General features: G+C 67.2%; 19 protein-coding genes. 5 read left to right on the top strand and 14 right to left on the bottom strand.

Going from position 1 to position 20439, the window contains the following annotated elements; all coding sequences use genetic code 11:
- The first annotated feature begins 563 nt into the window (after positions 1-563).
- Entirely contained in the window at positions 564-3755 is a 3192-nt protein-coding gene (rne, locus tag AC3B6A_RS09425; RefSeq protein WP_488402254.1) for a ribonuclease E, read from the top strand.
- 93 nt (positions 3756-3848) lie between these two features.
- Here rne and AC3B6A_RS09420 read toward each other — a convergent pair whose 3' ends face one another.
- The 9 genes from AC3B6A_RS09420 to AC3B6A_RS09380 all read right to left on the bottom strand — a co-directional run bounded on the left by AC3B6A_RS09420 (position 3849) and on the right by AC3B6A_RS09380 (position 11996).
- Positions 3849-4778, bottom strand: coding sequence for an IS110 family RNA-guided transposase (locus tag AC3B6A_RS09420; RefSeq protein WP_488399089.1), 930 nt, complete (start codon positions 4776-4778; stop codon positions 3849-3851).
- 380 nt (positions 4779-5158) lie between these two features.
- Positions 5159-6178, bottom strand: coding sequence for a UDP-N-acetylmuramate dehydrogenase (gene murB, locus AC3B6A_RS09415; protein ID WP_488402252.1), 1020 nt, complete (start codon positions 6176-6178; stop codon positions 5159-5161).
- Positions 6175-6639 (bottom strand): low molecular weight protein-tyrosine-phosphatase, encoded by a 465-nt coding sequence (locus tag AC3B6A_RS09410; RefSeq protein ID WP_488402250.1) that lies wholly within the window; start codon positions 6637-6639, stop codon positions 6175-6177. Before AC3B6A_RS09410 ends, murB begins: the two co-directional genes overlap by 4 nt.
- Positions 6639-7403, bottom strand: a complete 765-nt coding sequence (gene kdsB, locus AC3B6A_RS09405) for a 3-deoxy-manno-octulosonate cytidylyltransferase (RefSeq protein ID WP_488402248.1) — start codon at positions 7401-7403, stop codon at positions 6639-6641. The genes AC3B6A_RS09410 and kdsB overlap by 1 nt, the downstream gene beginning before the upstream one ends.
- 4 nt (positions 7404-7407) lie before the next feature.
- Positions 7408-7593, bottom strand: a complete 186-nt coding sequence (locus AC3B6A_RS09400; RefSeq protein WP_090260663.1) for a Trm112 family protein — start codon at positions 7591-7593, stop codon at positions 7408-7410.
- A 47-nt stretch (positions 7594-7640) separates the two neighbouring features.
- Complete coding sequence (gene lpxK / locus AC3B6A_RS09395) at positions 7641-8639, bottom strand: tetraacyldisaccharide 4'-kinase (protein WP_488402246.1); 999 nt, start codon at positions 8637-8639, stop codon at positions 7641-7643.
- On the bottom strand, positions 8639-9082 hold the full coding sequence (gene pocB / locus AC3B6A_RS09390; protein ID WP_488402244.1) for a flagellar polar localization protein PocB: 444 nt from the start codon (positions 9080-9082) through the stop codon (positions 8639-8641). The genes lpxK and pocB overlap by 1 nt, the downstream gene beginning before the upstream one ends.
- Entirely contained in the window at positions 9079-9714 is a 636-nt protein-coding gene (gene pocA / locus AC3B6A_RS09385; RefSeq protein ID WP_488402242.1) for a flagellar polar localization protein PocA, read from the bottom strand. Before pocA ends, pocB begins: the two co-directional genes overlap by 4 nt.
- 71 nt (positions 9715-9785) lie before the next feature.
- Positions 9786-11996, bottom strand: coding sequence for a DNA internalization-related competence protein ComEC/Rec2 (locus AC3B6A_RS09380; RefSeq protein ID WP_488403552.1), 2211 nt, complete (start codon positions 11994-11996; stop codon positions 9786-9788).
- A 151-nt stretch (positions 11997-12147) separates the two neighbouring features.
- Between AC3B6A_RS09380 and AC3B6A_RS09375 the strand changes: the two genes are divergently transcribed.
- Complete coding sequence (locus AC3B6A_RS09375) at positions 12148-12678, top strand: DUF2062 domain-containing protein (RefSeq protein WP_488402240.1); 531 nt, start codon at positions 12148-12150, stop codon at positions 12676-12678.
- 145 nt (positions 12679-12823) lie between these two features.
- Here AC3B6A_RS09375 and AC3B6A_RS09370 read toward each other — a convergent pair whose 3' ends face one another.
- The 3 genes from AC3B6A_RS09370 to AC3B6A_RS09360 are packed head-to-tail and all read right to left on the bottom strand — an operon-like array spanning position 12824 to position 16030.
- Complete coding sequence (locus AC3B6A_RS09370; protein WP_488402238.1) at positions 12824-14071, bottom strand: lipoprotein-releasing ABC transporter permease subunit; 1248 nt, start codon at positions 14069-14071, stop codon at positions 12824-12826.
- 14 nt (positions 14072-14085) lie between these two features.
- Positions 14086-14784, bottom strand: a complete 699-nt coding sequence (lolD, locus tag AC3B6A_RS09365; protein ID WP_488402236.1) for a lipoprotein-releasing ABC transporter ATP-binding protein LolD — start codon at positions 14782-14784, stop codon at positions 14086-14088.
- Positions 14777-16030, bottom strand: coding sequence for a lipoprotein-releasing ABC transporter permease subunit (locus AC3B6A_RS09360; RefSeq protein ID WP_488402234.1), 1254 nt, complete (start codon positions 16028-16030; stop codon positions 14777-14779). The genes lolD and AC3B6A_RS09360 overlap by 8 nt, the downstream gene beginning before the upstream one ends.
- Positions 16031-16147: 117 nt before the next feature.
- Between AC3B6A_RS09360 and AC3B6A_RS09355 the strand changes: the two genes are divergently transcribed.
- Genes AC3B6A_RS09355 through AC3B6A_RS09345 form a run of 3 tightly spaced genes read left to right on the top strand, consistent with a single transcriptional unit; the run spans position 16148 to position 17780 of the window.
- Positions 16148-16723 carry a PilZ domain-containing protein gene (locus AC3B6A_RS09355; RefSeq protein WP_488402232.1) on the top strand — a complete coding sequence of 192 codons (576 nt, stop codon included), beginning with the start codon at positions 16148-16150 and terminating at the stop codon, positions 16721-16723.
- 14 nt (positions 16724-16737) lie between these two features.
- Positions 16738-17061 carry a phosphodiesterase gene (locus tag AC3B6A_RS09350; protein WP_488402231.1) on the top strand — a complete coding sequence of 108 codons (324 nt, stop codon included), beginning with the start codon at positions 16738-16740 and terminating at the stop codon, positions 17059-17061.
- Positions 17058-17780 carry a glycerophosphodiester phosphodiesterase gene (locus AC3B6A_RS09345; protein ID WP_488402230.1) on the top strand — a complete coding sequence of 241 codons (723 nt, stop codon included), beginning with the start codon at positions 17058-17060 and terminating at the stop codon, positions 17778-17780. The genes AC3B6A_RS09350 and AC3B6A_RS09345 overlap by 4 nt, the downstream gene beginning before the upstream one ends.
- 42 nt (positions 17781-17822) lie before the next feature.
- Here the strand turns inward: AC3B6A_RS09345 and sthA are convergent, their stop codons facing one another.
- Together sthA and AC3B6A_RS09335 are read right to left on the bottom strand one after the other, a co-directional pair.
- Positions 17823-19217 (bottom strand): Si-specific NAD(P)(+) transhydrogenase, encoded by a 1395-nt coding sequence (sthA, locus tag AC3B6A_RS09340; protein ID WP_488402228.1) that lies wholly within the window; start codon positions 19215-19217, stop codon positions 17823-17825.
- 189 nt (positions 19218-19406) lie between these two features.
- Positions 19407-20414 (bottom strand): FAD:protein FMN transferase, encoded by a 1008-nt coding sequence (locus AC3B6A_RS09335; protein ID WP_488402226.1) that lies wholly within the window; start codon positions 20412-20414, stop codon positions 19407-19409.
- Positions 20415-20439 lie beyond the last annotated feature (25 nt).

Below are 20439 nucleotides of genomic sequence, written 5' to 3'. Positions count from 1 at the left end.
TTTTTCATTCAATTGAAGCACTTAATCATTGCTGCTATATTCGGGAGGCCGCCAAAAGTGGCCAGGCCCGCGGATGATCGCGTAATCGCCGTCCCCAAACCGCCTGCAAACACATTGAACGGACACGAGGCAGTCCCCTGAAGCGTTGCAACGGCATGAGCGATTCGCCCGCCGACAGCGCCTCGAAACCCAGGCCTTGAGACATGACCACGGCCACCAAGGTAGCCGTGATAAAAGCCAACCCCGCTCCCGGATTCTGCGAGCGGCACCCGGCTCTTAGGGAAATGTGCAGGGCGGAGATGCACAACTGTCGGATTGCGTTGCTTTCATGCCTTGATCGTAGACGCACTTCATCGTCCGCATCTGACAGTCGATTCCTCCTCCTGATGAGTGCTTGTTCTTACTCGACAAGCAGGAAACGTAGTCGCGGCACAGCAGAATTCGCCTGCTGCCGCTGGACACGGGAATGGCCCGCCATTCCTGAGTACGTGCCTTAGCACCGACCGTGAGAGTCGTGTGTGCCGATTGCCGTTTCCGGTGGCCCCGGAAACCATTGGTACTACATGAAAAGAATGCTGATCAACGCAACTCAACCCGAAGAGTTGCGTGTAGCGCTGGTAGACGGCCAACGCCTGTTCGACCTGGACATCGAGTCCGGCGCGCGCGAACAGAAGAAGGCCAACATCTATAAAGGGCGCATCACCCGCATCGAACCCAGCCTCGAAGCCGCCTTCGTCGACTTCGGCGCCGAGCGCCACGGCTTCCTCCCCCTCAAAGAAATCTCCCGCGAATACTTCAAGAAGAACCCCGAAGGCCGCATCAACATCAAGGATGTGCTCAGCGAGGGCCAGGAAGTCATCGTCCAGGTCGAGAAAGAGGAGCGTGGCAACAAGGGCGCAGCCCTGACCACCTTCATCAGCCTCGCCGGCCGCTACCTGGTGCTGATGCCCAACAACCCGCGCGCCGGCGGCATCTCCCGCCGCATCGAGGGTGAAGAGCGCAACGAACTGCGCGAAGCCCTGAACGGCCTGACCGTCCCCGGCGACATGGGCCTGATCGTCCGCACCGCCGGCCTGGGCCGCAGCGCCGAAGAGCTGCAATGGGACCTGGACTACCTGCTGCAACTGTGGGGCGCCATCAAGGAAGCCTCCGGCGAGCGCAGCGGTCCGTTCCTGATCTACCAGGAAAGCAACGTCATCATCCGCGCCATCCGCGACTACCTGCGCCAGGACATCGGCGAAGTGCTGATCGACAGCATCGACGCCCAGGAAGAAGCCCTGAACTTCATCCAGCAGGTCATGCCGCAGTACGCCAGCAAGGTGAAGCTGTACCAGGACAGCGTTCCGCTGTTCAACCGCTTCCAGATCGAAAGCCAGATCGAAACCGCCTTCCAGCGTGAAGTGAAGCTGCCGTCGGGCGGCTCCATCGTCATCGATCCGACCGAAGCCCTGGTCTCCATCGACATCAACTCGGCGCGCGCCACCAAGGGCGGCGACATCGAGGAAACCGCGCTGCAGACCAACCTGGAAGCGGCCGAGGAAATCGCCCGCCAGCTGCGCCTGCGCGACATCGGCGGCCTGATCGTCATCGACTTCATCGACATGACCCCGGCGAAGAACCAGCGCGCCGTGGAAGAGCGCGTGCGCGAAGCCCTGGAAGCCGACCGCGCCCGCGTCCAGGTCGGCCGCATCTCGCGCTTCGGCCTGCTGGAAATGTCCCGCCAGCGCCTGCGTCCGTCCCTCGGCGAGACCAGCGGCATCGTCTGCCCGCGCTGCAACGGCCAGGGCATCATCCGCGACGTCGAATCCCTGTCGCTGGCGATCCTGCGCCTGATCGAGGAAGAGGCCCTGAAGGACCGCACCGCCGAAGTTCGCGCGCGCGTGCCGTTCCAGGTCGCCGCCTTCCTGCTCAACGAGAAGCGCAACGCCATCACCAAGATCGAGCTGCGCACCCGCGCGCGCATCTTCATCCTGCCGGATGACCATCTGGAAACCCCCCACTTCGAAGTGCAGCGCCTGCGCGACGACAGCCCCGAACTGCTGGCCGGCCACTCCAGCTACGAGATGGCCCACGTCGAGCACGAGGAAGTCCAGCCGATCAGCTCCACCCGCACCCTGGTCCGCCAGGAAGCCGCGGTGAAGACCGTTTCCCCGCAGACTCCCGCTCCGCAGCAGACCGCTGTGGCCGAGCCGGTCGTCGAAGCGCCCAAGCCGATGCCGGAGCCGAGCCTGTTCCAGGGCCTGGTGAAGTCGCTGGTCAGCCTGTTCGCCGGCAGCAAGCAGGAGCAACCGCAACCTGCCGCCGCCGAGAAGCCGGCCGAGCGCAGCGAAGGCCAGGGCGAACGCCGCAACGGCCGCCAGCAGAACCGTCGCCGCGATGGCCGCGAAGGCGGTCGCCGTGATGACGAGCGCAAGGAACGCGGCGAGCGCCGCCGTGACGAGCGCGCCGAGCGTGGCGAGCGCCCGGCCCGTGAAGAGCGTCAGCCGCGTGAAGAGCGTGCCGAACGTCAACCGCGCGAGGAGCGCCAACCGCGCGAAGAACGCGCCGAGCGTCAGCCCCGCGAGGAGCGTCAGCCGCGTGAAGAACGTGCCGAACGCCAGCCCCGCGAGGAGCGCCAGCCGCGCGAAGAGCGTGCCGAGCGTCAGCCCCGCGAAGAGCGCCAACCGCGTGAAGAGCGCGCTGATCGCCAGCCGCGCGAAGAGCGTCAGCCCCGTGAGGAGCGTGCCGAGCGTCAACCGCGTGAAGAGCGCCAGCCCCGCGAAGAGCGCGGCGAGCGTCCGGCCCGCGAGGAACGTCAGCCGCGCGCTGAACGCGCCGAGCGTCAGCCCCGTGAAGAGCGCCAGCCGCGCGAGGAGCGTCAGGCCAGCGATGCCGCCGCCCTGGAATCCGAAGAGCTGCTGAACGAGGAACTGCTGGACCAGCAGGACGACCAGGAAGGCGCCGATGGCGAGCGTCCGCGTCGCCGCTCCCGTGGCCAGCGCCGTCGCAGCAACCGCCGCGAGCGCCAGCGTGAAGCCGGCGTGGATGGCATGGAAGGCGCCGAAGAGACCGGCGAGCAGGCCGAACCGGCTGCTGGCGAAGCTCCGGTCGCCGCTGCCGCAGTTGCCGCCGCCGTCGTTGCCGAAGTTGCCGCTGAACAGCAGCCGGCCGCCGAGGCGCCGACCGAAGCCACTCAGGTGGTCGAGGCCGTGCGTACCGAAAGCGCCCTGGAGCAGACCATCGAGTTCCTGGCCAAGCCCAGCGAAGCCGTCGAGCAGGCTGAAGCCAGCGAAAGCGTGGCCGTGGAAGCCGTCGCCGAAGCCGTAGCCCCGGCCGCCGAAACCCAAGTGGAAGAGGTCGCCCCGGCCGCCGCCGAAGCCCAGCCCGAGCCGGCCGCTGAAGCACCGGCCGAAGCTCCGGCCACCGACGCCGCAGTTCCGGCCAACGCCACCGGCCGCGCCTCCAACGACCCGCGCGAGCGTCGTCGCCTGGAGCGCCTGGCCCGCGAAGCCGCCGCAGCCGCGGCTGCAGCTCCGCAGGTTGTCGAAGCAGCTCCGGCCGCCGAAGCCGCAGCCGAAGAGACCGCTGCCGTGGAAGCTGAAGTCGAGGCCGAGCCGGCCACTGAAGCCGCCGCCGAAACCGTTGCGACTGAAGTGGTGAGCGAAACTGAAGCCGTCGAGCAGACCGAGCAATCGGTTGCCGAGCAGGCTGAACACGAGAAGGCCGAGAAGACCGAGGAAGAGGAAAGCAACGTGGTAGAAAAACACCACAGCTGATCGCTTCGGGCATGAAAAAGGGGATGCAGCTGCATCCCCTTTTTTATTGCCCGGCTATCGGGTTCAACCCACCTCTGTAGGAGCAACTGTCTTTTACTCGAAGTCAGTTCTCCAGCAAGTGCCGTCCCGGACCATCGCATTGAGCCGTACGATCAGAACTCGCATGCAGGCCACCAACGCGACTTTGGCGCATCGGCCGTTTTCGCGTAGGCCGTGATAACGAAGAGCGAAGCTCTTCTGGTAACGAATGACCGACCAGGTTGCCATGTAGAGGATGCGTCGAATCATGCCGCGCCCTCCGCGGATACGGCGTTGCCCCGATTTCTGGCCGCTGTCGCTGTTGTAAGGGGCCAAGCCGACCAGGGCGGCGATCTGGCGACGGTTGAGTTGTCCCAGTTCTGGCAGGTAAGCCAGTAATCCTGCGACGGTTACCGGGCCTACGCCCTTGACCTGACTGAGTTGCTGGACCTGCTCGGAGTCCACCGTAGCCATGGCCTCGGCGATTTGCTCGTCATAGCTGCAAATTCTGGCCTTCAAGGCCTTGATGGCGTCCTCCAGGCATTGGCGAACGAAGGGGTCGTTGGCCTGCTGCAGGCGCCGGCGCTCATCATCGCGCTGCCCAACCAGTTGCTCGCGACGTTGCACCAGCTCTCGCAGCCGCCGGCGCTCCGGCGAAAGAACCGTACTGGGGGCTTCCTCCAGCGTTTGGGCCAGATGCGCCAGGACGGCCGCATCGATGGGGTCGGTCTTGGCCAACTTGCCCATGGCGGTAGCAAACGCCCGAACCCGTGTGGGATTCAAGCGAGAGACTGCGTGGCCGGCTCGGGACAAGGCATGCAGGACGCCTCGCTCATATCCACCGGTAGCCTCCAGCACAATGCGGCCGGGCTTCTCCTCGGCGAAGAGCGTCACTAACTGCTGATGTCCCGCTTCGTCATTGGAAACGCTCAAGCTCCTGCCCTGTGGGCGGAACCATACGGCCAGCGAGTCCTTGGCAACATCGATACCGATCCAACACGTCATGCTTCAACCCTCGTAAACTACATGGCGAGAGCGCTCTGACTGCCCACGCTTGTGGTTCGAGGTTGTACTCGTTCAACTGTTCGGGCTTTGGTCAGAGGACGGCGGGAGGCAGCTTGGGCTCCTACTCGTGCTGCTAACACTGCGGACCTGCAGCTTGCTTCCCGCCGCTCTCACCTTCGATCCTACCGAAGTCAGCAGACACAAGCGGACCTTGTCCGCGATAGCCGGATACCCCGGCGCGACTCGCGGATAGGATCCGCTCCTACGAAAGCCCTCGCGCCGACGTCTTGGGGCGGTTCGCGAGCAAGCTCGCTCCTACGAGTACGCATGAAAAAGGGGATGCAGCTGCATCCCCTTTTTTGTAGAACCCGGCGCCGCTCTCAGTAGAGATTCGGCTCCATCTCCAGCTCTACGCCAAAGCGTTGCCGGATATCCTCGCGGATGCGCCCCGCCAGTGCATGCAACTGTGCGCCGGTAGCCCCGCCGTAGTTGACCAGCACCAGCGCCTGTTGCGCATGCACACCCGCCGCGCCGTCGCGGAAGCCTTTCCAGCCAGCCTTGTCGATCAGCCAGCCGGCCGCCAGCTTCACCAGGCCGTCGCCCTGCGGATAGGCCACCAGATCGCTGAAGCGCGCACGCAGCTCATCCACCTGCCCGGTGGACACCACGGGATTCTTGAAGAAGCTGCCGGCATTGCCGAGCACCGCCGGGTCGGGCAGCTTCTTGCGGCGGATGGCGCAGATCACCCGGGAAACGTCAGCCGGCGTCGGCGCGGTGACGCCCTCCTCCGCCAGGCGCTGGCGCACCGGACCGTAGTCCAGGTGCAGCTGCGCCGCACGGCTCAGGGCGAAGCGCACCCGCAGGATCAACCAGCGGCCCGCTTCGCGCTTGAAACGGCTGTCGCGGTAGGCGAAGGCACAGTCGTCCAGGCCGAACTCGCGCAGCTCGCCGCTTTCGCGGTCCAGGGCGGTCAGGCCGGCGAACACATCCTTGATCTCGACGCCATAGGCACCGATGTTCTGCATCGGCGCGGCACCCACGGTGCCGGGGATCAGGCTGAGGTTCTCCAGCCCGCCCAGGCCCTGGGCCAGGGTCCAGCGCACGAAGTCGTCCCAGACCTCGCCGGCCTCGGCCTCGACCACCACGCGCACGCCGTCATCGCCGAGGACGCGGATGCCACGGGAAGCCATGCGCAGGACCAGCGCCTCGACGTCGCGGGTCAGCAGCAGGTTGCTGCCGCCGCCGATCACCATCAGCGGCAGGCCCATTCCGGCAGCGGCGGCGAGACCTTCGCGCACCTCGGCGTCGTCATGGGCCTCGGCGAACCAGCGCGCGGAGACATCGACGCCGAATGTGTTGTAGGGCTTGAGGGACAGGTTTTCTTGCAGTTGCAGCGTCACAGGCGCCTCTTCACGTCCAGGAGCAGGCCGTCGCAGGCCCGCTCCACCAGGTCCAGCACCCGTTCGAAACCGTCCTCGCCGCCATAGTACGGGTCGGGCACTTCGTCGATTTCCAGCTCATAGCGGCGCAGGAACAGGTCCAGTTCGGCCTTGCCGTTGCCGGCGCGCAGGTGCTTCAGGTCGCGCAGGTTGGCGTGGTCCATGGCGAGGATCAGGTCGTAGCGGGAAAAGTCCGCCACGCTCACCTGCCGCGCCCGCAGGCTGGACAGGTCATAGCCCCGGCGCAGCGCGGCGGCGCGGGTGCGTGCATCCGGCGCCTTGCCCACGTGCCAGTCGCCGGTGCCGGCGGAGTCGATCTCGATCCGCGCCTCCAGGCCCGCCTCGCGGACCTTGTGGCGGAACACGCCCTCGGCGGTGGGCGAACGGCAGATATTGCCCAGGCAGACGAACAGGACCTTCATCAGGCCCCCAGGATGCGCCGTACGCGCTCCAGGTCTTCCGGGGTGTCGACGCCGGCCTGCGGCGCTTCCAGGGCGTCGGCCACGTGGATGCGCACGCCGTGCCAGAGCGCGCGCAGCTGCTCCAGGCACTCGGTGTCCTCCAGCCAGCACGGGCCCCAGGCGACGAAGTCGCGGAGGAAGCGCGCGCGGTAGGCATAGATGCCGATATGGCGGCGGTACGGCACGCCGGCCGGCAAAGCTTCGCGGTCCTTCGCGAAGGCGTCGCGCGCCCAGGGCAGCGTGGCGCGGCTGAAGGTCAGGGCCAGGCCGTTCCTGTCGCTGACCACCTTGACGATGTTCGGATTGAACAGCGCGGCCGGGTCATGGATCGGCTCGCACAGGGTGGCGATCCCCGCTTCCGGGTGCGCCGCGAGATTGGCGGCCACCTGGTCGATGATCGACGGCGGGATCAGCGGTTCGTCGCCCTGCACGTTGACCACGATGGCGTCGTCGGCCAGGCCCAGCGCATCGGCCACTTCCGCCAGGCGGTCGGTGCCGGAGTTGTGGTCGGCGCGGGTCAGCAGCGCCTGGGCGCCGAAGCCCTGGCAGGCGTCGAGGATGCGCGGATCGTCGGTGGCGACCACCACCCGGGTGGCGGCGCTCTTGCCGGCCTGCGCCCAGACGTGCTGGATCATCGGCTTGCCGGCGATGTCCTGCAGCGGCTTGCCGGGCAGGCGGGTGGAGGCGTAGCGGGCGGGAATGACGACGGTGTAGGCCTGACTCATGGGGTTACTTGTCCAGGCGCTCGTCGACGTTCAGGGTACGTGCCTCGCCTTCGAGCATCACCGGGATGCCGTCGCGCACCGGGTAGGCCAGGCCATCGACCTTGCAGATCAGCTCGGACTTGTCGTCGGTGAGCTTGAGCGGGCCCTTGCACAGCGGACAGGCGAGGATATCGAGGAGTTTCGGGTCCATGGTGCGTTCCTTGAACTTGGCAGGTAATGAATGCGTGCGCCGCCGGATCAGCGGGCGACCAGTCGCTCGAGCCGGGCGTCGAACCAGGCGACGAAGGCCGGCGAGGGCTGCGCTTCGACAGCGAGGTACCACCAGTCGGGCGCGGCGAAGGACCGGCATTTCACCGCATCCTTCTCGGTCATGACCAGCGGCAGCGTCGGGGTGAAGAGCAGCTGCTCGGCGCTGTAGGCCGCGTGGTCGGCGAAGGGATGCGGAATCGGCCGCCAGTTTAGCGCCTCGAGCGTCGTGAAGAAACGCTGCGGGTTGCCGATCCCGGCCAGGGCGTGGAGCGCTTGCCCTGCGGGGAAATACTCGACGCCGCGCCGTTCGCCGCTGGCCAGGTTGACCAGGGCGGAAGGTCGCAGGACGAAGGAGAAGGCCCCCGGCGGATCGGCCGGCGCGCCGTTGTGCAGCACGGCGTCGACTTCCCGCAGGCGCTCGGCCGGCTCGCGCAGCGGCCCGGCGGGCAGGCAGCGGCCATTGCCGAGGCCGCGCGCGGCATCGATCAGCACCAGTTCCAGGTCGCGGGCCAGGCGGTAGTGCTGCAGGCCGTCGTCGCAGAGGATCAGGTCCAACGGCTCTTCGGCGAGCAGCGCGCGCACGGCGCTGGCGCGGTCCGGGTCGATCATCAGCGGCACGCCGCTACGGCGGACGATCATGAGCGGTTCGTCGCCCGCCTCCGCCGCCGACTGCTCGGCGCGCACGCGCCAGGGCGTCTGCGGCGGTTTGGCGCCATAGCCGCGGCTGACCACGCCGACCTTCAGGCCACGGGCGCGGCAGTGTTCGATCAGCCAGAGGATCATCGGCGTCTTGCCGGTGCCACCGACGGTGATGTTGCCGACCACGATGATCGGCACCGGCGCGCGGTAGGCCGGCCTGGCGCCGGAGAGGAAGTCTTCCCGGCGGCCGCGGGCGACGCGCCGGTAGAGCAGTTCGAGCGGCCTGAGCAGGGCAAGGGCCGGGTGGCCCTTGTACCAGGCGTCGAGCAGGCGGTCGGAGAACGCCATCAGGACTTGTCCGGACGGGCCTCGATGGTGGTGATGCGCAGGTGGGTGAAGCCCAGCTTGCCTGCGGCGTCCATCGCGGTGACCACGGCCTGGTAATCGACCTTGCCGTCGGCGGTGATCACCACCGGCAGGCTGTTGTCCCCGCCGGATTCACGCTGCATGGCATTCATCAGGTTCTCCAGGTCGTCGCGGGCCAGGCTCTGGCCGTTCAGGGCGTAGTGGCCTTCGAGGCTGATGGAGATTTCCAGCTGCTTTATCTCGGTGGCTTCCGGCGGCGTGCCGCTGACCGCCTCGGGCAGTTCGACCTTGAGCTGCGACGGCTTGGTGAACGAGGTGGCGACCACGAAGAACAGCAGCAGCACGAAGATCACGTCGATCAGCGACGCCAGGTTGATGAAGACGTCCTCGCGGGCCGCTCCGCCCGCTCTGCGGCGGAATTTCACGCTTTGCCTTCCTCGACGAAGTCGACTTCGCGGTCGCCTTGGGTCACTTCCACCAGCTTGATGGCTTCCTGTTCCATGGCGATCACCAGCTCGTCGACGCGGCGCAGCAGGTAGCGGTGGAAGAACACCGCCGGGATCGCCACGATCAGACCGGCTGCGGTGGTGATCAGGGCCTTGGAGATACCGCCGGCGAGCATCGGCGCATTGGCCATGCCGTCGCCCATGAAGGCGCTGAAGATCTGGATCATGCCGAACACGGTACCCAGCAGGCCGAGCAGCGGCGCCATGGCGGCGATGGTGCCCAGGGCGTTGAGGTAGCGCTCCAGCTCGTGGATGACGCGGGATGCGGCCTCCTCGATGCACTCCTTCATGATGTCGCGGCCGTGCTTGGAGTTGGCCAGGCCGGCAGCCAGGACCTCACCCAGCGGAGACGACGCGCGCAGGTCCTTGAGGGCCTGGCTGTTCATCTTCTTGTCCTTGATCTGTTTCCACACCTGGCCGAGCAGCTGCGGCGGGGCCACGCGGCTCTTGCGCAGGGTCCAGAGACGTTCGGCGATGATCGCCATGGCAGCGACGGAGCTCAGCACGATCGGCAGCATCATCCAGCCGCCAGCTTTGACCAGTTCCCACACAGTGGTGAATCCCCTGAAAAAAAGTGGCGCCACTCTAGCACAGGGCCCGTTGCGAACCGACCGCCCCGGGCTCATTTTTCCTGCCAGAAATGTGCGCCTTCCCGCACTCCCCGGAGCTCGCCATGGGCACCGAGCATCAGGGTCAGCGCACCCTGTTCCGCCGTATCGTGAATCCGCATGCCCAGCGCCCGGAAGCGTTCGACGACCGACGGATGGGGATGACCGTAGGGGTTGTTGGCGCCACGCGAAATGAGCGCGGCGGCAGGCCGGATGGCGCGCAGGAATGCCGGACCGGACGAACCGCGGCTGCCGTGGTGGCCGGCCACCAGCCAGTCGACATGGATGCCCGGGTGCTGCGCCAGCCAGGCCAGCTCGGCGGGCTGCGGCAGGTCGCCGGTGAGCAGGAGGCTCTCGCCGTTGGCTTCGACCAGCAGCACGCAGGAGCGCTCGTTGCTGTCCCGCGCAGCGTCCCAGGACCAGGCCGACAGGCGCACGCCATCGATGAGCCACTCCGCCGTCCGGCAGGGCCGGGCGTGCAGTCCGGGGGACAGGCGATCCGGCTCGCCGCTGATCACCTGCGCGGGATGCAGCGAGCGCTGCACCGCCAGGGCGCCGCCGGCATGGTCGTTGTCGGCATGGCTGAGCAGCAGCAGATCAAGCTGCCCGATGCCCAGGCTGCGCAAGGTCGGCACCACCACCCGCTCGCCGATATCGAAGTCACCGTTGCGCGCGCCGGTGTCGTAGAGCCAGGTGTGGCCGTGGGTGCGGATCGACACCGAGAGCCCCTGGCCGACATCCAGCACGCGGACCTCGGCCATGCCCGCGGGAGGCAGCGCTACCGCAGGCCAGAACACCGGCAGGAGCATGGCCAGCCCAAGCCCCCGCAATGGCACGCCGGCCGGCGCCAGCAGCAGGAGCGCGCCGAGCATCGCCAGCGCCAACGCCCAGGGCGGCGCCGCCACCGGCTGCCAGGCGGGCGCCAGCGCGGCCATCCAGCCCAGCAGGTGGAACAGCCACTCCAGCAGGCCGCCGGCCACCCACAGCAGCGCCTCCCCCAGCCAGGGGATGCCGAGCAGCAGGCTGCCCAGCAGGGCCAGCGGCACCACCAGCATTTCCACCCAGGGCACGGCGATCAGGTTGGCCGCCACGCCGGAGACACTGAGCGGCAAGCCGAGGGCCATGGACACCGGCAGCAATCCGAGCACCATCAACCATTGCGCGCGCAGCCAGGTGCGCCAGGCAGTCCAGCGCCCGAGCCGCCCGGAGAAACCGAAGATCAGCAACGCCACGGCGGCGTAGGACAGCCAGAAGCCCGGCAGCAGCACCACCAGCGGCTCGGCCAGCAGCACCGCGAGCAAGGCACCGCACAGGGGCGTCCACAGGCCGCTGTGGCGATAGCGCAGGCGCCAGACCAACACAATCGACACCATGATGCAGGCGCGCTGCAGCGGGACATCGAAGCCGGCCAGCAGGCCGTATCCCCACGCACCGGCGGCAGCCAGCAGGCAGGCGCACGGCAACCAGGGCAGGCGCGGCGGCCAGCAACCGAATCGCGCCAGCCCGGCGACCAGCGCGTAAAGCAGGCCGGCCAGCAGGGAAACATGCGAGCCGGAAATCACCATCAGGTGCAGGGTTCCGGTGTCCTGCAGCACCTGCCAGTCCGCCGGGGTCAGTCCGGACGCATCGCCCAGCACCAGCGCCGCCAGCGCGCCGGAGCGCCCCCGGGCATCCACCGCCAGCAGACGCTGCCGCCAGGCCTCGCGCCAGGCCCGTGGACCGCTGGCCGCCTCCAGCCGCTGGCCGTCCTTCACGCTCCCCGTGGCGCCAATGCGCTGCGCGGTGAGCCAGGCTTCGTAGTCGAAGCCCGCGCCATTGGCCATGCCGTGGGGCCGCTTGAGCTTTACCGCCAGGCGCCAGCGCTCGCCGCCTTCGACCGGCGGCCCGCCAAACCAGGACAAGCGCAGCGTTCCAGGCACCGGCGCACGGGGACTGGAGACCTCGCCCAGCATGAAGCGCACGGAAGGCCCGGAACGATCGGGCAAGCCCTCCACCCTGCCCTCCAGCCACAACGTGCGGCCATCAAGGTCCCGGGCCAGCCGGTCATCCAGCGCCCATTGCGCGGATTGGCAGGCCCAGGCGAAGCCCAGCAGGAACAGGCCGATGAAATATCCACGGGTGAAGAGCAACGGCAGCGCGAACACGGCGAGCAGCCCGAGCACCCAGGCGGGCGGCAATGACGGCAGCCAGCGCAACGCCAGCAGCCCGAAGGCCAGCGCGAACATCCCTGTACGAGGCAAACGACTTTTCCCCAGAGCCCGGCGCAACCGCCGCTCCGAGGAGCGCTGGCGGTTACACACGGACATACTTGGCAACGAATGACTGTCATCCAGCTAGGCATAATGTCGTGTCGTCCGTCTGTCAGAGGCTTCCTCCATGCCGCGCCGAATCTTCAAGCGCTACATGCCGGATCCGGAAAGCATCAGGAACCACAAGGGCCTGCGCTTTCTCGGACCGCTGCTCCAGTCGCCCAACCTCTGGCACCTGAATCGCCGCTCCATATCGCGCGCCATGGGCATGGGGCTGTTCGCCGCGTTCATCCCGATCCCGCTGCAGATGCTGCTGGCCGCCTCGCTGGCGGTATGGGTGCGGGCCAACCTGCCGATCTCGGTCGGCCTGGTCTGGCTGACCAACCCGATCACCATGCCGCCGGTGTTCTACTGCACCTACAAGATGGGTGCCTGGGTCATGGGAACCCCCGCACGCGCCCTGCCCGACCACCTGACCTGGGAATGGATCAGCGGCGAGCTGGCGATGCTCTGGCAGCCCTTCCTGCTCGGCTCGGTGATCTGCGGCATCGCGGTGGGCATCCTCGGCTACCTGGCCACCGAGGGCTACTGGCGCTGGTGGATCGGCCGCAGCTGGCGGCGGCGCCGGGCGCTGCGCAATCTGCAGCGCGGGCTTTAACGTCTTGCTCTCGCAGGAGCGGATCTTATCCGCGATAGCCGAAATACCCGGCGCGATTCGCGGATAAGATCCGCCCCGACAAAAGCGCCGCGTCGCAGACATGAAAAAGCCGCCCCGAGGGGCGGCTTTTTCATGGGCCGGTGGATCACTCGTAACGCAGCGATTCCGCCGGCTGGGTGGAAGCGGCGCGCCAGGCCGGATAGAGCGTGGCCAGGAAGCTCATCGCCAGTGCCGCCACGCAGATCAGCACGATATCCAGCACCTGCGGGTCGGACGGCAGGTAGTTGATGAAATAGATGTCCGAGTTGAACACGTGGGTGCCGGCGATGCGCTCCAGGGCCGCGACGATGGTGGTGACGTTGTACGCCGCCAGCACCCCGAGCACGCAGCCGATGACGGTGCCGATGAGACCGATCACCGTGCCCTGGACCATGAAGATCGCCATGATCTCCCCCGGCGTGGCGCCCAGGGTGCGGAGGATGGCGATGTCCGCACGCTTGTCGGCCACCACCATGATCAGGGTGGCGATGATGTTGAAGGCGGCGACCGCGACGATCAGCAGCAGCAGCAGGCCGATCATGGTCTTTTCCATCTTCATCGCGCTGAACAGGCTGCCCTGGGTGTGGGTCCAGTCCACCGAACGGTAGCCGTCGCCCAGCTGCCCGGCGATGCGCGCGCCGACGTCCGGCGCCTGGAACAGGTCCTTCAGGGCGATACGCACGCTCTGCACCTGCCCCGGCTGCCAGCGCATCAGGCTGGCGGCGTCATCCATGTGGATCAGCGCCAGCGAGCTGTCCAGCTCGGCGCCGACCTTGAACACGCCGACGATGTTCAGGCGCTGCATGCGCGGGGTGATGCCACCGGGTGCGGAGCTGGCCTCCGGGACGATCAGCAGCAGGCTGTCGCCGACGTTGACGTGGAAGCGCCGCGCGGTGATCTCGCCGATGACCACGCCGAACTCGCCGGCCTTCAGGTCATCGAAACGCCCCTGGACCATGTGCTGGCCGATGATCGACACCTGGGTTTCCAGCGCCGGGTCGACGCCGTCCACCTCGATGGGCTGCATCATGCCCTTGTAGGACAGCATGCCGTCGACTTCGGTGAAGGGCACCGCGCCGGTCACCTGGGGATTGCGCTTCGCTGCATCGGCCACGCGCCGCCAGTCGTCCAGCGGGCCGCTGAGCGGCTGCAGCACGGCGTGCGGGACCATGCCGAGGATGCGCGAGCGCATTTCCTTCTGGAAGCCGTTCATCACCGAGAGCACCACGATCATGGCCAGCACGCCCAGGGCGAGGCCGATCATCGAGGTCAGGGAAATGAACGAGATGTAGTGGTTGCGCCGCTTGGCCCGGGTGTAGCGGGTGCCGATGAAGATCGATAGGGGTCTGAACATGGTGGGCGGTTCCCTCAGGCGGCGACCAGCCGGCCCTCCTCCAGGCGCAGCACGCGGTCCATCTGCTGTGCCAGGTGGGTGTCGTGGGTCACCACCAGGAAGGCGGTGCGCAGGGACTGCGACAGCTCCAGCATCAGCTCCTGGATACCGTGGGCGGTGTGCTGGTCGAGGTTGCCGGTGGGCTCGTCGAGCAGCACCAGCTGCGGGGTGTTCACCAGGGCGCGGGCGATGGCCACGCGCTGGCGCTCGCCGCCGGACAGTTCGGCCGGCTTGTGGCTCAGGCGGTGCTTGAGGCCGACGCGCTCCAGCAGCGCGGTGGCGCGCTGGCGTGCCTCGGGGATCGGCGTCCTGCCGATCAGCAGCGGCATGCAGACGTTCTCCAGGGCGGTGAACTCCGGCAGCAGGTGGTGGAACTGGTAGACGAAGCCCAGCGCGCGGTTGCGCAGCAGGCCGCGCTGCTTCTCGTTGAGCGCCGACAGTTGCTCGCCGGCCAGCCAGACGCTGCCGGTGCTGGGCGTATCGAGGCCGCCGAGCATGTTCAGCAGGGTGCTCTTGCCCGAGCCGGAGCTGCCGACGATGGCGACGCGCTCGCCGGGCAGCAGTTCCAGCTGCACGCCGGAGAGGACCTCGACCGACTGCGGGCCCTCCTCGTAGCGCTTGCCGAGGTCGCGGCAGCTCAGGACGGCCTGCTCGTTGGGGGTCGGCTTACTCATAACGCAATGCCTCCGCGGGCTGGGTGCGCGCCGCACGCCAGGCCGGATACAGGGTGGCGAAGAAACTCAGGATCAGCGCGGCGCTGCACACCAGGATCACGTCCTCGCTCATCAGCTGCGAGGGCAGGTAATCGATGAAGTAGACGTCCGCGTTGAGGAATTTGTGGCCGAGCAGGCGCTCCAGCAGGGCGATGGCGTCGCTGACGTTGAGCGCCGCGAGCACGCCGAGCACGCCGCCGATCAGGGTGCCGATCACGCCGATCACCGTGCCCTGGACCATGAAGATCGCCATGATCTGCCCCGGCGTGGCGCCCAGGGTGCGCAGGATGGCGATGTCGGCCTTCTTGTCGGTGACGACCATGACCAGGGTGGAAATGATGTTGAACGCGGCGACCGCGACGATCAGCAGCAGCAGCAGGCCGATCATGGACTTCTCCATGCGGATCGCCTGGTACAGGTTGCCGTGGCTGCGGGTCCAGTCACGGGCGAAGTAATCGTTGCCCTTCAGGGTGCGGGCGATTTCCCAGGCGGTACGCGGCGCCTGGAACAGGTCGTCGAGCTTCAGGCGCAGGCCTTCCACCTCGCCGTCCTTGAGGCGGCGCATGCGCGCGGCGTCATCGACGTGGACCATGGCGACGTAGCCGTCCAGTTCGCCGGCGCCGACGTGGAAGGTGCCGACCACGGTGAAGCGTTTCATGCGCGGGAACATGCCGGCCGGGGTGACCGAGATTTCCGGGGCGATGAAGGTGACCTTGTCGCCCAGCTTCACGCCGAGGTTCTTCGCCGCCTTGTCGCCGATCAGGATGCCGAACTCGCCGGGCTTGAGGCTCTGCAGCGAGCCCTCCTGGAAGAACTGGTCGATGATCGAGACCTTGCTCTCCTCGTTCGGGTCGATGGCGTTGATCAGTACCTTCTGCACCGTTCCGCCGGCGCTGAGCAGGCCCTGCATCTGGATGAAGGGCGCGACTTCCAGCACGTTGGGGTGCCGGCTCTTGATCTGGCCGGCGATGCCGCGCCAGTCCTCGATGGGCTGGTAGGACTCGACGGTGGCGTGGGGCACCATGCCCAGCACGCGCGTGCGCATCTCGTGGTCGAAGCCGTTCATGACCGAAAGCACGACGATCATCACCACCACGCCCAGCGCGAGGCCGATCATGGAAGTGAGGGAAATGAAGGAAACGAAATGGCTGCGGCGTTTGGCGCGGGTGTAGCGCGTTCCGATATAGACGGAAAGTGGTCTGAACATGAGGGGCCGGTTGAGAAGATGAAGAGTGCGTCGAGTCCTTCTGGCGATCGACTTCCGTGTGGCGAGGCTCGGCAGGCGGCTTTACACTCAGACCATCACTGCCGCCGTGGGTTCGCCATGTCCACTCCAGACGCGGATGACCGCCGCGAATACTATCGTATTGAAGACAGCCTCGCATTGGAATTTCGCCCGCTGCGCGAGGGCGAAATCCAGTCGGGAGAAGTGCTTCAGGATGATTCCGCGCTGTTCAATCTGCTCAGCGACCTGCACCTGGCCGACTTCGAGTCGCAGCACCTGCTGCGCCATATCAACGAGCGCGACCGCCCGCTGGCCAGCTACCTGAAGGTGCTCAACAAGCGCATCGACCTGATCGCCCAGGTCCTGGCCCAGAGCCTGCTGCGCGAGATCGGCCCGCCTCGCCGGGTCGCCCTGTCCGAGGGCGGCATCGACTTCCGCGACGCCCAGCCGCTTCCGCCCGGCCAGGCACTCGCGCTGAAGATCGTCCTGCTGCCCCAGGGGCTGGGCCTGCTGCTGCGCGCCCGGGTCACCCGCTGCCAGCAGCAGCCCGAGGGCGACTACGAGATCGGCACCGAATTCGAGATACTCGGCGATACCCAGCGCCAACTGCTGGCCCGCCACATCCTCCAGCGCCAGGCCCTGGAACGCCGCCTGGCCAAGGCACGCGGCGAATGAACGAAGGAACATCCATGCGCCACCTGCTGCTCCTGCTCTGCCTCGCCACGCCGCTGCCGGCACTGGCCGATACGCTGTCGATCCCCGTGGGCGAACAGGGCGATCCGCACATCGCCCTGCCCGCTCGCGGCGAGAGCCAGAACGCCGTGCTGGAGCGCTTCGGCCTGCCGGACGAGGAACATCCGGCGGTGGGCAAGCCACCGATCAACCGCTGGGACTATCGCGAGTTCAGCGTCTATTTCGAGAGCGGCCGCGTCGTCGACGCGGTGCGCCAGCACCATTCCCAATACCTCAAAGACCTTTCCCCCCGGAACCCGTCCCCCAAGGAGCCCCAGTGACTCTGATCTATGGCCATCGCGGCGCCAAAGGCGAAGCGCCGGAAAACACCCTGAACAGCTTCCTGCGCTGCCTGGAACACGGCGTGACGCGCTGCGAACTCGACCTGCACCTGTCCCGCGACGGCGAACTGATGGTCATCCACGACCCGACGCTCAAGCGCACCACCGGCCGCCGCGGCAAGGTCTCCGAGCAGCTGGCGGAAGACCTGGTGACCATGGACGCCCGCGCGGGCGGTCCGGGCTGGGTGCGCCCCTGCCCCATCCCGCGCCTGGCGGAACTGTTCGAGCGCTGCGAGTTCGAGCACTGGCAACTGGAAGTCAAGAGCGCCTCGAAGGACCGCGCGGGCCGCACGGTGCAGGCGATTCACCAACTGGTCGGGCGCTTCGGCCTGCGCGACCGGATCAGCGTGACGTCGAGCTCGCGCACGGTGCTGCGTGCGCTGGAAGAACTGGCGCCGGAGCTGTCCCGCGGGCTGGTGGCCGAATACGCCTGGCTCGACCCGCTGAAGGTCGCCGCGCACTACGGCTGCGATCTGCTGGCGCTGAACTGGATGCTGTGCACCCCGGAGCGGCTGCTCAAGGCGCAGAAGCAGGGGCTGCATGTCTCGGTATGGACGGTCAACGAGCCGGCCCTGATGCGCCGGCTCGCTGATTTTGGCGTGGATAGCCTGATTACAGACTTTCCCGGTTTGGCCACTGCCACGATCGGGAATCGCTGAGCAGATTCCCCCCGACCGGCTCAGGCCGCCGGTCGGAGTACTTCAAAAAAGCCGGTTCAGGCCGTCGAACGCCGCTACGCGGTAGGCTTCGGCCATGGTCGGATAGTTGAAGGTGGTGTTGACGAAGTACTTCAGGGTGTTCTGCTCGCCCGGCTGGTTCATGATCGCCTGGCCGATGTGCACGATCTCCGAGGCCTGGTCGCCGAAGCAGTGCACGCCGAGGATCGCCAGGGTGTCGCGGTGGAACAGGATCTTCAGCATGCCCACCGGCTCGTTGGAGATCTGCGCGCGGGCCATGCCCTTGAAGAAGGCCTTGCCCACCTCGTAGGGAATCTTCGCCGCGGTCAGCTCGTGTTCGGTCTTGCCGATGGAGCTGATCTCCGGAATGGTGTAGATGCCGGTCGGCACGTCGTTGACGAAGCGCCAGCCATCATGCTCGACGATGTTGCCGGCGGCCGAACGGCCCTGGTCGTAGGCGGCGCTGGCCAGGCTCGGCCAGCCGATCACGTCGCCGGCGGCGTAGATGTTCGACACCGAGGTGCGGTAGTTCTCGTCCACTTCGATCTGGCCACGGCTGTTGACCTTGATGCCGATGTTCTCCAGCCCCAGGCGGTCGGTGTTGCCGGTACGGCCGTTGCACCACAGCAGGGCGTCGGCCTTGATCTTCTTGCCCGACTTCAGGTGCAGGATCACCCCGTTGTCCAGGCCTTCCACGCGCTCGTATTCCTCGTTGTGACGGATCAGCACGTTGTTGTTGCGCAGGTGGTAGCTCAGCGCATCGGAGATTTCGTCGTCGAGGAAGCTCAGCAGCTGGTCGCGGGTGTCGACCAGGTCCACCAGCACGCCCAGGCCGCTGAAGATCGAGGCGTACTCGCAGCCGATCACGCCGGCGCCGAAGATGATCAGGCGGCGCGGGGTGTGGCTCAGGGACAGGATGGTGTCGCTGTCGTAGACGCGCGGGTGGTTGAAGTTGATGTCCGCCGGGCGATACGGGCGCGAGCCGGTGGCGATGACGAACTGGTCGGCCACCAGGCGCTCCACGGCGCCGCTGGGAGTCACCACTTCAACGGTGCGCTCGTCGATGAAGCTGGCGGTGCCGTTGAACATGTCGATGCGGTTGCGCGCGTAATAGCCGGTGCGCGAGGCGACCTGCTTGGAGATGACCTTCTCGGCGCTCTTCAGCACATCGGGGAAGGAGAACCAGCGCGGCTCGCCGATCTGACGGAACATGGGGTTGGTGTTGAACTCGATGATCTGCTTCACCGAGTGACGCAGCGCCTTGGACGGGATGGTGCCCAGGTGCGTGCAGTTGCCGCCGACCACGCGACGGCTGTCCACCACCGCCAGCTTGCGCCCGTACTTGGAGGCGTTCATCGCCGCCCCCTCGCCTGCCGGGCCCGTGCCGAGAATCACCACGTCGTAGTTGTAGACAGCCATGCGTACTCCTTCAGAACAGGCCGGGACGCCCGCTCGGCGCTCCCGGCGAAGCCCCGGCACCACATGCGCCGAGGCGGATCGAAATCATTGGCGCAGCTTAGCCCTGCGGCAAAAGGCTGCACATTAGCGCTTGGTCGGCAGGTAGGCGAATTTTGCCATCACTACAAACCATCCGGCCCGGCGAGCCGTTCATTCGGACTTCGCGAACAACGCCTCGAAGCGCGGCGTGGCGCGGGTGATGAAGCCCTCGCCCTGACGCACGATGAACAGCGCGGCCAGCCCGTTGCGCTCGGCGAAGGCATAGCCCTCCTCCGGCCCCAGCACCATCAGCAGGGTCGACAGGCCGTCGGCGCGCAGCGCCTGCACGTCGGCCACGGTGACCGCCGCCAGCGCGTGCCTGACCGGCGTGCCGCTGCGCGGGTCGAAGGTGTGCGAGTAGCGCTGCCCACCCTCCTCGAAATAGTTGCGGTAGTCACCCGAGGTGGATAGCCCGTAGCCGTCCAGCACCACCGCGCGCTCCACCTGGCGCTCGCGCTCGCCGTTGGGGACTTCCAGGGCGATGCGCCAGGGCGAGCCGTCCGGCTTGTGGCCCACGGCCTTGAGTTCGCCGGTGATCTCCACCAGGTAGTCCTTCAGCCCCAGTTCGGCCAGGCGCGCGCTGACCCGGTCCACCGCGTAGCCGGCGACGATGCTGTCGAAGTCCAGCTGCGCGTTCACCGACTTGCACAGGCTCTCGCCCTCCAGGTGCAGATGCTGGTGGCCGACCCGCGCCCGTTCGCGCTCCAGCGCAACGGCGTCCGGCACCCGCTCCTGGCGCGACTGCGGGCCGAAGCCCCAGAGGCTCATCAGCGGCTCGACGGTCAGGTCGAAGGCGCCGCCGCTCTGCTGTGCCAACTCCTCGCCGTAGCGCCAGAGCGTCAGCATGTCCGCCGGAAGCACCATGCAGGAGCCCGCCGGCAGGGCGTTGAAACGCGAGATCACCGAGTCGTCGCGATAGGTGGAGAACTGCTGGTCCAGGTCCGCCAGGATGGCGTCGACCTCGGCCTTGAGCTGCGCCGTCTGCGGCGACTGGCCCGTCGTCACGTACTGCACGGTGTAACTGCTGCCCATGGTCGGCCCACCGAAGCGCTCGACCGACTGCCCGCAACCGCCAAGGACCGTCACCAGCGCCAACACCAGCCAGCTCCCACGCACCACTCGGTACCTCCTGTCGCCCTCATCC

The organism is Pseudomonas sp. B12(2026) (genome assembly GCF_057767015.1).
Note: the sequence above shows the minus strand (reverse complement) of the source record. Positions and strands in the feature narration are given on the sequence as shown.